Raw genomic sequence first — 12,092 nt, 5'->3', positions numbered from 1 at the left:
AAGCTACTTTTGCAGCATGCTTGAACATGAAAAATATATGCGCCGCTGTTTGGAGCTTGCTCAATTGGGTGCAGGCTATGTTAGCCCAAACCCAATGGTTGGCGCAGTTGTAGTTCACAATGGCGAAATAATAGGAGAGGGCTATCACCAGAAATATGGCCAGGCCCATGCCGAGGTTAATGCTATTGCGCAGGTTACTGCCAAGTTTAATAACCATGCCGAGTTACTCAAAGCTTCGGTGATATATGTTTCATTAGAGCCCTGTGCACACTATGGCAAAACACCACCTTGTGCCGATCTCATCATCAAACATCAAATCCCTAAAGTAGTAGTAGGCTGCCGCGACCCTTTCGCCCAGGTTGACGGAAAAGGCATCGAAAAGCTGCAGGCGGCAGGCGTTGAAGTAATAACCGGCGTACTGGAGCAAGAATGTCAATGGCTTAACCGCCGTTTTTTTACCAAAGTACAAAAGCACAGGCCATATATTATATTAAAATGGGCACAAACCCAGGATGGCTTTTTTGCTCCGGCAGATGGCAGCCAGTTCTGGATTACCGGCCCCGAATCACGCAAGCTGGTGCACAAGTGGCGTAGTGAAGAAGACGCTATATTGGTAGGCAAAAACACAGTACTAAGTGATAACCCGCAATTAAATACCCGTTACTGGGATGGCCCATCACCCAAACGTGTGGTGATAGATCGAAGGCTGGAACTAAATAAAGGGTTGAACATATTTGATCAATCTGCAGAAACGTTGATATTTAACGAGGTTAAGTTTGATGTTGACGGTAAAAACAGGTATATAGCACTTGAAGATTTTGAACGCTTTGTGCCGCAATACATTTTGTACCAACTATATCTTCAGGATATCCAATCTGTTATTATTGAAGGAGGTGCTAAAACACTTGAATCATTTATTGAAGCCGGCCTTTGGGACGAGGCCAGGGTATTTACCGGTAATAAAGTTTTAGGGAAAGGTATAAAAGCACCGCAAATAACAGGTATACTTGCCGAGGAATATCCTGTAGGCGCCGACCGTTTAAAATTATTATACAATAAGCCCATTATATAAATGCTGTTTGTTTTTTTAAGTATTTGCTGTAGTGTTATCGTATCTGTTTTGCTAAAACTGGCAAAACGTTACCATGTAGATGTTTATCAGGCCATCACCTGGAATTATTCTATGGCTATATTGCTTACATGGTTCTTTTTTAAACCACAGTTAAGTATAATTCAAAACGGGCCTGTTTATAATTATCTGGCATTAGGCATCCTGTTTCCGGCAATATTTGTAATTATGGCAACTTCGGTACGCAAAGCCGGTATTGTTCGTACGGATGTAGCACAACGTTTATCCCTGTTCATTCCCATACTTGCGGCATTTGTTTTATTTGGCGAAGCTACCGGTACGGTAAAAGCCATTGGCATTACGCTGGCTTTCATTGCTATCATCTGCTCTATACCCTGGCAAAAATCGGCAGGTAGCAAAGTTGAAAAGGGCTCATGGATTTACCTGTTAATTGTTTTCCTGGGGTTTGGCGTAATTGATGTATTGCTAAAACAGCTTACCAAGGTTAGTAATGTGCCTTTTACCACAGCTATTTTTGTGATCTTCATTATTGCTTTTATATTAACCCTTGCGGGTTTGATTTACCAGGTATCCACTAAAAAAATGAAATTTTCATTGCCGCATATCCTCATAGGCTGGGTATTGGGGATAGCTAATTTTGGTAATATCCTGTTTTATTTAAAAGCACATCAGGCGCTGGCCAATAGTCCTTCGGCAGTATTTTCGTCAGTAAACATAGGTGTTATTTTAGTCGGTGCATTGGTTGGCATATTTGTATTTAAAGAGAAATTGAGCCTGATTAACAAAATTGGCATTGCCGTAGCCGTACTGGCGATTGTTATTATTTATTTCCCGCAAACATTGAGTTTCCTGCACCTGTAATATTTCTGAATGCTTTTTGACGATACTTATAAAACGATAGAAAACCCTGCTGAAGGCATTTTTCGCGACCGCGGCAGCAAATTCCTGGCCTATGCTTTTCCTGTAAATTCTGAAAACGATATCAAGGCTATTGTTGCCCAATTAAAATCCGAACATCCAAAGGCTAATCATCATTGTTGGGCAATGCGTTTAACTATCGATCGCTCGGTATTTAGGATTAATGATGATGGGGAACCTTCGGGTACCGCCGGCAGGCCAATCTTAAATACACTTCTGTCAAAAGACCTCACCAACATTCTGGTTGTAGTTGTTCGGTATTTTGGCGGTACTTTGTTAGGTGTTCCCGGTTTAATCAACGCTTACAAAGCCGCAACTGAAGAAGCATTAAAGCAGGCGGTTATCATTTCAAAAACAGTAAATGACGTATACACTATCTCATTTGATTATTTGCAAATGAATGATGTGATGCGGATCATTAAGGAAGAGGGGCTTGGTGTACTTAATCAGCAATTTGACAATGATTGCAGTATCCAGCTTTCTATCCGAAAAACGCAGGTTGAGCAGGCGCTTTTTAAATTAAACAAGGTGAACGGTTCGCAGGTTAAATACAACCACAGCATCTAACTATTTCATTACAATAGCCACTTTAGGCACTCTTTTTGTGTCCATTTAATTCCTTAATTGTGGTCTAATTGTTTTAATTTAGTCGGGTATGCAATCTTTTGAATTAGATAAAACCGACCTGCTCCGCATTAAAACAGCGCTCGAAGCCGATGATGCTGAGTTAGAGAATGTTCTGAAGGAATATCACGCTTCGGAGATTGCTATATTATTTGAAAAACTTCAGCAGGAAGAAAAAGAAAGGATCATCAATATCCTCCCGGCCGACGTCGCTTCGGAAGTTTTATCGGAAATGGACGAAGAGCATGGCCCTGCTGAACTGCTTGTAAACCTCGATCCCGAAAAACGTACGGAGATAGTTGAAGAGCTTGACTATGATGATGCTACCGACATCATTTCCCAGCTCGATGAAGAACACCAGGAAGAGATCTTAGAAGACCTCGATCATGAAGATGCCAGCAGCATCCGGGCATTGATGACCTATGCCGAAGATACTGCCGGTGGTTTGATGAACTCTGAGATCATCAAGGTAAACATCAACTTGGATAAAAAGGATGCGCTTGATGAGATCATCCGACAATCGGAAGAGATGGAAGAGTTTTATACCATCTGCGTAGTTGATAATGACGACATACTGAAAGGGATTCTCTCCATTAAAACAGTTATCAAAGCCCGCGCCGATGCCCGCATCAGCGATTTGGTAACTACCGATTTTGTTTATGTAAAAGCCGAGCTTGACCAGGAAGAGGTAGCCCGTCTCATTAAGCAATATAACCTCACCAGTATCCCGGTTGTTGATGATCACATGAAACTGCTCGGACGCGTTACGGTGGATGATATTATCGACGTAATGGAAGAGGAAAACACCGAGGACATCCTGAAGATCTCCGGTGTATCTGAAGATGAAGAATTGAGCGGTAACTGGCTGGAGGCAGTAAAAAGCCGTTTGCCATGGCTGGTGATCAACCTGGGCACAGCATTCCTTGCTGCATCCATTATCCGAACATTTGATTCGACAGTTGCCAAGCTTTCCATTATCTCGGCTTATATGACTATTATAGCAGGTATGGGTGGCAATGCCGCAACACAGGCATTGGCGGTAACTGTTAGGCGTATTTCATTAAGTGATCTTTCCGATAAACAAGCCTATAACACCGTATTAAAAGAGTTTTTAGTAGGCCTGATCAACGGCGCGGCCAATGGGCTCATCGTGTTTATAGTAGCATTCTTTTACGATGCCAATCCGCTGCTTGGCCTGGTGTTGTTCTTAGCCATGACAGGCAACCTGATCATAGCAGGCTTAACAGGCGCTTCCATTCCATTGATATTGAAAAGGGTAGGGATTGACCCCGCAGTAGCATCATCCATCATCATCACCACTTTTACCGATTGTATAGGGTTTTTACTACCGCTGTGGTTAGCTACCAAGCTTTTATTGAAGTAGTATATCCGCTGGTTGTCCCTGTCCCACGGCAATTTATAAGCAGTTAGCGTGGACACGAACCCCGGAAGGGCTAAGCTGCCAAATATTTAAAACCTTGTTATATAGTAAGTTTCTTTTTGAGGGCTGTCAAAATGTTATATTTATAAATAATCTTTGAATATTTGCGTGTTTACAATAACTTAATAACATTGTTGGGACGAATTTAATCTGAAACTGATGACAGAAGTTAGACATAACTGGACTAAAGAAGAGATAGCCGAAATATACCATACACCATTGCTTGATCTTGTATACAAGGCCGCTACAATCCACCGCGAGAATAAAGATTATGCAGAAGTGCAAATCAGTTCTTTGATCTCGATAAAAACAGGCGGATGTTCTGAAGATTGTGCTTACTGCCCGCAGGCTGCCCGTTATAATACGGGTGTAAATGTACATGCCATAATGCCGAAAGATGAAGTAATTGCTGCTGCCGAAAAGGCAAAAGCCGGTGGCGCATCACGTTTATGCATGGGTGCAGCATGGCGTGAGGTTCGCGATAACCGCGATTTTGATAAGGTAATTGATATGGTTAAAGCGGTGAACAGCCTTGATATGGAAGTGTGCTGTACCCTTGGCATGCTTACAGAAAGCCAGGCGCAACGTTTGGCCGATGCCGGTTTATATGCCTACAATCATAATCTTGATACATCCGAAGAAGATTACAAACGGATCATCACCACCCGTACCTATGATGAGCGTCTTAAAACGCTTGAACATGTGCGCAAAGCGAAGATCACTGTATGCAGCGGCGGCATCATTGGCCTGGGTGAAACGGTGGAGGACAGGGTATCCATGCTCAAAACATTGTCGAACCTGCCCAAACACCCCGAATCAGTGCCTATTAATGCTTTAGTTCCGGTAGCAGGAACTCCGTTAGCCGATCAGCCCCGTGTTTCTGTTTGGGACATGGTTAGGATGGTGGCTACAACAAGGATCATTATGCCTAAAACCGTAGTGCGTTTATCTGCCGGTCGTACGGAGATGAGTACGGTTGAACAGGCTTTCTGTTTTATGGCAGGAGCTAATTCAATTTTTGCCGGCGAAAAGCTGCTTACCACGCCAAACCCATCATTTGATACCGATATGGCTATGTTTGAATTGCTTGGTTTATCGCCGCGTAAAGCTTTCAAAAATGGCCGGCCTAATGAAGTTAATAAAGAAGAAGTTGAAGTTGCGGGCTAATAGCGCTTTCAGATAAAACAAAAGGAGCCGTAGCAAAATGCATGGCTCCTTTTGTTTTAATAGGATTTTTTACATTAATATCAGAGATTTCTATTAGTCTCTCATATTAATATATTGCAATGGCTGGCCAAAATCCTCCGCGCGGCAAAGGCTGATAACAGATTGCAGGTCGTCAATCTTTTTTCCTTGCACCCGCACCTGATCGTCCATGATGGAGGCTTGCACTTTAAGGCCGCTATCTTTAATTTTCTTTACTATCTTTTTAGCAGCTTCCTTATCTATACCTTCCCTGATCTTGATTTCCTTGCGGATCATGTTGCCCGATGCATATTGCTCTTTGCCAAAATCCAGCGCTTTGGGATCAAGATGTTGTTTAACCATCCGGCTTATAATGCTGTCTTGTATGGCTTTAAGGCGCATATCGTTTTCAGTAACTATGGTAACCTGGTTTGTTTTTTTATCCAGGTCGATGGTGCTTTTTGAATCGTTAAAGTCGTAACGGTTCAGGATCTCTTTTTTGGCGGTATTTATCGCGTTATCAAGCGTTTGCCCGTCTATTTTACTAACTATATCAAATGTTGGCATAAGTAGTGTGTTGGTTATAAATGTTTTGCAAAACTAATGTATTGTTAACATACAGCGCAATATTGCAACAAATTGTTTAATTTCTGCAATAAATAATGATGAATGAAAACAGGTTAATTCCTCATGAGTTAATATTAAGTTAACAAATAAATAAGCAGATTTGTAACATCTGGCTGTAAAGCGAGAAATTTTTATGGATAAACAGGTTCCCTTAATTAACAGAGAAATAAGCTGGCTATATTTTAACGATAGGGTTTTGCAGGAAGCGGCCGACCCGACCGTTCCCCTGATAGACCGGATTAGGTTCTTAGCTATATTTTCATCTAACCTCGACGAGTTTTACAGGGTGAGGGTTGCCACACTAAGCCGTTTAGCTGCACTTAATGAAAAATCGAAAGAGATACTTGGTTATAACCCTAAAAAGATCCTTAACCAGATCAAGAATATTGTAGTAAGGCAGGAACGTAAATTCAATAACCTGTACGAAAACATCATTGTTAAACAACTGGCCGAAGAAAAGATCTTTATCCTTAATGATAAACAGCTTAACGTAACCCGTGGTACCTTCGTTAAAAATTATTTCAGGGAAAAGCTGCTGGCTACATTGGTGCCGATCATGCTCAATGATACCTTACCGCTGCCTGAGCTTAGGGATAGGGCCGTTTACTTTTTTGTAAAGCTTACCACCAATAAAAAAACGAGGTTTGCCCTTATTGAGTTCCCGGATAACCTTTCGCGTTTTGTTAAACTGCCCGATACCAATAACCTGAAGTTCATTATTTTGCTTGATGATATTATCAGGTACAGTTTGGAGGATATCTTTTTCATTTTTGAACATGATAGTATTGAGGCTTACTCCATCCAGCTTACCCGCGACGCGGAGCTTGACCTGGATAAAGAGGTGAGTGAAAAATTTGTCGATTCACTGGCCAAGAGCCTTCAAAAGCGAAAAAAAGGTAAACCGATGCGTTTGTTGTATGACTCAGAGATGCCTATGGATATGCTGAAATACCTGGTAGGCAAAATGGGCCTGCATGGCGAAAGTCTTATCCCGGGTAACAGGTACCATAATTTCAAGAACTTTATTGCGTTCCCCAACGTTGGTGGGCCGGAGCTTGAGTATAGCAAATATATAGCACTCCCTGTGGCCGACCTTTCATTCGGTAAAAGCCTTATAGGGCTCATCGCCAAAAAGGATTACCTGGTAAGTACACCTTATCAATCGTATGATTACGTGATCCATTTTTTGCGCGAGGCCGCTATAGACCCTAAGGTAAAAGAGATTAGCATTGCTGTATATCGTTTGGCCGAAAACTCAAGAGTGGTCCATGCTTTGATCAATGCCGCTAAAAACGGCAAAAAGGTAAACTGCCTTGTAGAGTTAAGGGCCCGCTTTGATGAGCAAAACAATATTCACTGGAGTAACAGGCTTGAAGAGGAGGGCGTAACAGTATTGTACGGTGTGCCCGGTTACAAGGTGCACTCAAAAATATGTTTGGTTAGCCGTACCGAAAAAGGTAAGCTGGCTTATTATGCCTGCCTTTCAACCGGTAATTTTAATGAAAAAACAGCGCAGATCTATGCCGATCATACCCTTTTTACAGCTAATAAAAGAATCACCGATGACCTGGTGAATGTTTTTAAAGCAATTAATAAGGGATTATTGCCTAAGGGGCTCAAAAGCCTCATCGTATCGCCAATTGACTCAAGGCCTGCAATTTACAGGCTGATAGATAACGAGATCAAAAACGCGAAAGCCGGCAAGCAGGCGTATATGATCCTGAAGATGAACAGCCTGGCCGATGAGGAAATGATCAGCAAGCTTTACCAGGCCAGTAATGCGGGCGTGAAAATTAAGATGATCATCAGGGGGATGTGCTGCTTAATTGCCGGGGTGAAAGGCTATAGCGAAAATATAGAGGTGATTAGTATTGTAGATAAATATCTTGAGCACGCGCGGGTGCACATTTATTGCAATGGCGGCAAGGAGCTGATCTACCTTACATCGGCCGATTTCATGACCCGAAATATTGACAACCGTGTTGAAGTTGGCTTCCCGATATATGACGAAAAGCTGCAGCAGGAGATAAGGGATATTATTGATATCCAGCTTGAGGATAACACCAAAGCCCGTGAGATCAACAGCCAGAACACCAACAAATACCACAAAACAAACTCGCCCGAAAGCCACCGGGCGCAAATTGAAATATATAATTATTTAAAAAATAAAACGAAATAACATTGAGATACGCCGCCATTGATATAGGTTCAAACGCCGTGAGGCTGTTAATTGCCGACATAATTCAAAACACCGGATCGGTGTCGTTCAAAAAAAATACCCTGATCCGTGTTCCGTTGCGTTTGGGAGACGATGCTTTTATACAGCAGCATATATCTGAGAAAAAAACCACAGAGCTGGTTAAATCAATGGTTGCTTTTCGTAACCTGATGGATGTTTATAAGGTTACCGATTATTTAGCCTGTGCAACATCGGCCATGCGCGAAGCTAAAAACGGGGAAGATGTTGTGAAGCTGATTAAGGATGAGGCTAATATCGATATTGAAATTGTACATGGATCTAAAGAAGCCAGTATCATTTATGCCAGTCATGCCGAGCAAAATATTGATAAAAGCAAAAACTACCTTTATATTGATGTAGGCGGCGGCAGTACAGAGCTTTCGCTGTTTTCGGCAGGGGAGCTGATCGTTTCGCGTTCGTTTAACATTGGCACCATCCGCATTCTGGATAATCAGGACACTGAAGAAACCTGGAACGAAATGAAGGATTTTGTGCGCGACAATACCCGTAACTTTAAGCAATTATCAGGCATAGGTACCGGCGGCAACATTAATAAACTGTTCAGGCTATCCGAAGAAAAAGAAGATATGCCGCTAACTTTTGCTAAACTAAGATCATTATATACCTACCTGAGCTCGTTTTCATTAAAAGACAGGATCAACGTGCTTGGCCTAAACCAGGATAGGGCCGATGTAATTATTCCTGCCTGTGAAATTTACCTTACGGTAATGAAAAATGCCAACATCAAAAATATATATGTACCCAGGGTAGGTATGGTTGATGGAATTATCCAAACTTTAATAGAAAAAAATATTCAATAAACAGGTTAAAATTATTTTAACAAATTGTTTAATAATTTAAAAAGTGTTATTATATTTGTAGTGCCCTCTCAAGGGCATGTTTTTCATAGGTAGATGTAGGGTCGGGTACAAGTTATTCGACCCTTTTTTGTGCCCCTAACTTTTTGTGTGTTTGGGTTGTTGAAGGAGTAATTATGAAGAAAAAGATAGTTGTTGCTATTACGGGCGCCAGTGGTTCAATATATGCCAGTCTGCTGCTAAAAAAACTAACCCAATTACAGGATCAAATTGCCGAAGTGGGCGTTGTTATGTCAGATAATGCCAAAGATGTTTGGAAGTTTGAACTCGACAACGAAGAATACAGCCGGTTCCCTTTTAAATTTTACGCTAAAAATGATTTCATGGCACCCTTCGCTTCGGGTTCGGCAAAGTTTGATACCATGATCATTGTTCCATGCTCTATGGGGACGCTTGGAAGGATAGCAGGAGGGATCTCTGACGACCTGATCACCCGTGCGGCCGACGTGATCCTTAAAGAGCGCCGTAAACTGGTATTGGTAGCCCGTGACACGCCGTTCAACCTGATCCATATACGAAACATGGCGACTGTTACAGAAGCAGGTGGGATCATATGTCCGGCGATTCCATCATATTACAGCAAGCCCCAAACTATAGAAGAGCTGGCTATGACAGTAGTAAACCGGGTTATTGATTTAATAGGGCTGGAAAGTAAAAGCTATGAGTGGAAGGGGATCTGAATTCCACATCGTTTCGGTTAAGTAATTGCGGTTACGTGTCGTTTTAGTTACCCGAAATATGTCCGAACTTTAACGGGCAGCCCGTCTAATGGAAAAATACAAAGGTATTCCTATTCTCACTGCAAATTTTCATGCGGTTAGTTAAGTTTATTAGGGTAGTCTTACCAGAGGGGGCAGCCCTATTACGGGGTATAAAGCCGCATTAGAAAGTAAGGCGGTTTTTATTTATTGTTAAGCAGCTTTATTATAACTCCGGCATTAATAACTCTGCCGTCCAACGGCGCGTAAATATTTTTGAACACGGGATTAGAAACGGATCCGGTATAAATCGTTCCCCATTTACTTTGTCGTTGATCAGTAAGATTCTCGGCATTAATGAAAATAATAAAGTGCTTCCACTTCTTTTGCACAAGCAGTCCAAAAGTCCAATAATCACGACCTGTTGTACCACTGTCCAATATTTGTGAACCTGTATAAAATCCCTCAACGCCTGCCCTGAAACTGTTTTCCACTTCGTAGGTCAGGTCTGCGTTTAACTGGTGTTTGGGTGTTAATGTCTGAGCACTGCTTAACCCGTTAAAATGGCGTTGTACATCTGTATAGGTATAACCAAGGTAAATCCCTAACTCATCCATCAGCAGCTTAATATTGGTTTCGGCCCCTTTGCTGATCAGGTAACCCGGAGCGTTTATAAAGGCATTGTTTTGTAATATCAATGGGTCATTCACTTTGGTGAGGAAGAATAGGTGATTAACCTGCAAAAAAACATCGCCTACTGCGCCTTTATAATTTACATCTGCGTTGGCACCGGCCGAACGTTCGGCTTTGGTTGCGCCAATATTTAATGGCTGCAAATACCGATAGCCCTGTTCTTCGGCATCGTCATTAAAAATATCCGGCATCTTATAGCCCAGGCCGCCGCCTACGCGACTGCTCCAATGTTCATCGAGCGTAAATAGCGTGTTAACGCGTGGCAACAGGAATAACCCGTTTGAGCTTGCAGATGACGGCGAGTTTTCGTCAAGCCGAATGCCACTTTCTACAGCTAACCATTTTGTGGGTTTGAAGGTATTTTGAGCAAAAACTCCGTAAGTGTTGCGGCTATAGCTCAGATCTACACTTCTGTCTGGTTGCGACAAATGATCCGTCCAAATATCCGCACCGGCTACCCAGCTTGCAATTTTGCCATTACGGACATAGTTAGCTTCGGTATAAGATGATAATTGATCGCCCTTAAATAGAAACTGCGGCTCACCTATCGTCCTATAAAAGTAGCCAATCGTATTTTTAAAGTTCAGTTGGTTGTTCGAGTCAAGCTTATGCGTGTAGGAAAACTGCGTGGAAAGACGGTCGCTTAGGTTACGCTCGAAATATTGGTGCTGATTATCCGCATGGCCGTTGATGACCTGCATATCGCCACCTAAACGATCTTCGTGCATGAGGTTAACACCAAACCAAAGTTGATCGCGGTTGCCTGGCTTTAAGAATACTTTTGGCGCAAGCGTGAAGCGATTTGTTTTAGGCACCGCCGAAAACCCGGTATTAGCCGGATCGTAAGCACCATTATAGTTATAAGAACTAAAAATTGTTGTTCCTGCGTGTGTCCATTGCTGGCTGTAAAAACCACTGGCATCGGTGCCTCTGGCTGAATTCTGGTTAAGCAATAAGGTCAATTCGGGTTTAGTCGCTGGCGTTTTGGTGATCAGGTTAACTAAACCGGCAATAGCCCCACCACCATAAAGTGTCGATGCCGAACCTTTAATAATCTCGGCCTGCTTCAGGTTAAGCGGCGAAACCTGCACCAGGCTTAACCCACCCGAAAAGCCATCGTACATTGGCAATCCATCCTGCAATAGCTGCGTATAACGGCTATCCAGCCCCTGGATGCGAAAACTCGCTGTGCCGCTTACCGCCGAAGCCGCTTGTACGTGTACACCCGTGATCTCCCCCAGCAGCATTTTGATATCGCCGGGGCGCATGGTGCTTTTTTCGTCCAGTTCCTCAGCAGGCAATGCTTCGATACGGGTGGGCACATCACTGCGGTTCTGATTGGTGCGGTTGGTTTGTACCACCACCTCCGCCAATTCACCTGCCATCGGCTCCAGGTAAACCTCTATAACGGGCTCAATATTTTTGAGTGGTAACACGAAAGTTTTTTCCTGCGGCAGATAACCCACCATACTGAATTTGATCTCGTATTTTCCGGTGGGCAGGTTGAACTGAATGTGCCCGCTGCTGTCCGCAGCAGCGCCTCTTTTTAATTCGTTGATATAAGCCGTAACACCGACTATGGACTGTTTGGTTTGGTCATCTTTGACCAAAATAGATAAAGTATGCTGTGCACGTACGGCCACTGAAGCCAGCAGCACGGCGCATAAAAGTAAATAGCGCATGAAATAGCTTAAAACGT

Annotated in this window: 10 protein-coding genes; 8 read left to right on the top strand and 2 right to left on the bottom strand. The window is 42.8% G+C overall.

What is annotated here, in order from left to right; all coding sequences use genetic code 11:
* Positions 1-16: 16 nt before the first annotated feature.
* From ribD to bioB, 5 genes are all read left to right on the top strand, one after another.
* On the top strand, positions 17-1,072 hold the full coding sequence (gene ribD, locus BLP33_RS06605) for a bifunctional diaminohydroxyphosphoribosylaminopyrimidine deaminase/5-amino-6-(5-phosphoribosylamino)uracil reductase RibD (protein ID WP_090525914.1): 1,056 nt from the start codon (positions 17-19) through the stop codon (positions 1,070-1,072).
* Positions 1,073-1,951, top strand: coding sequence for an EamA family transporter (locus tag BLP33_RS06600; protein WP_090525913.1), 879 nt, complete (start codon positions 1,073-1,075; stop codon positions 1,949-1,951).
* Positions 1,952-1,960: 9 nt separating this feature from the next.
* Positions 1,961-2,575, top strand: a complete 615-nt coding sequence (locus BLP33_RS06595) for an IMPACT family protein (protein WP_090525912.1) — start codon at positions 1,961-1,963, stop codon at positions 2,573-2,575.
* A gap of 88 nt (positions 2,576-2,663) precedes the next feature.
* Positions 2,664-4,016 (top strand): magnesium transporter, encoded by a 1,353-nt coding sequence (mgtE, locus tag BLP33_RS06590; RefSeq protein WP_090525911.1) that lies wholly within the window; start codon positions 2,664-2,666, stop codon positions 4,014-4,016.
* A 216-nt stretch (positions 4,017-4,232) separates the two neighbouring features.
* Positions 4,233-5,240, top strand: coding sequence for a biotin synthase BioB (bioB, locus tag BLP33_RS06585; protein WP_090525910.1), 1,008 nt, complete (start codon positions 4,233-4,235; stop codon positions 5,238-5,240).
* Positions 5,241-5,333: 93 nt separating this feature from the next.
* Here the strand turns inward: bioB and BLP33_RS06580 are convergent, their stop codons facing one another.
* Positions 5,334-5,825 (bottom strand): YajQ family cyclic di-GMP-binding protein, encoded by a 492-nt coding sequence (locus BLP33_RS06580; RefSeq protein ID WP_090525909.1) that lies wholly within the window; start codon positions 5,823-5,825, stop codon positions 5,334-5,336.
* A gap of 193 nt (positions 5,826-6,018) precedes the next feature.
* Between BLP33_RS06580 and ppk1 the strand changes: the two genes are divergently transcribed.
* From ppk1 to BLP33_RS06565, 3 genes are all read left to right on the top strand, one after another.
* Positions 6,019-8,064 (top strand): polyphosphate kinase 1, encoded by a 2,046-nt coding sequence (gene ppk1, locus BLP33_RS06575; RefSeq protein WP_090525908.1) that lies wholly within the window; start codon positions 6,019-6,021, stop codon positions 8,062-8,064.
* Between the two features lie 2 nt (positions 8,065-8,066).
* The gene (locus BLP33_RS06570) at positions 8,067-8,945 is read left to right on the top strand and encodes a Ppx/GppA phosphatase family protein (protein ID WP_090525907.1); all 879 of its coding nucleotides are present in this window, start codon (positions 8,067-8,069) and stop codon (positions 8,943-8,945) included.
* Between the two features lie 173 nt (positions 8,946-9,118).
* Positions 9,119-9,682, top strand: coding sequence for a UbiX family flavin prenyltransferase (locus BLP33_RS06565; RefSeq protein ID WP_175489951.1), 564 nt, complete (start codon positions 9,119-9,121; stop codon positions 9,680-9,682).
* A 221-nt stretch (positions 9,683-9,903) separates the two neighbouring features.
* On the opposite strand, the gene BLP33_RS06560 is transcribed toward BLP33_RS06565, so the two are convergent.
* The gene (locus tag BLP33_RS06560) at positions 9,904-12,075 is read right to left on the bottom strand and encodes a TonB-dependent receptor (protein ID WP_090525906.1); all 2,172 of its coding nucleotides are present in this window, start codon (positions 12,073-12,075) and stop codon (positions 9,904-9,906) included.
* Positions 12,076-12,092: the final 17 nt, after the last annotated feature.

The sequence above is a fragment of the Mucilaginibacter sp. NFR10 genome, from assembly GCF_900100445.1.
Taxonomy (GTDB): domain Bacteria; phylum Bacteroidota; class Bacteroidia; order Sphingobacteriales; family Sphingobacteriaceae; genus Mucilaginibacter; species Mucilaginibacter rubeus.
This window is presented reverse-complemented; position numbering and strand designations above follow the sequence as displayed.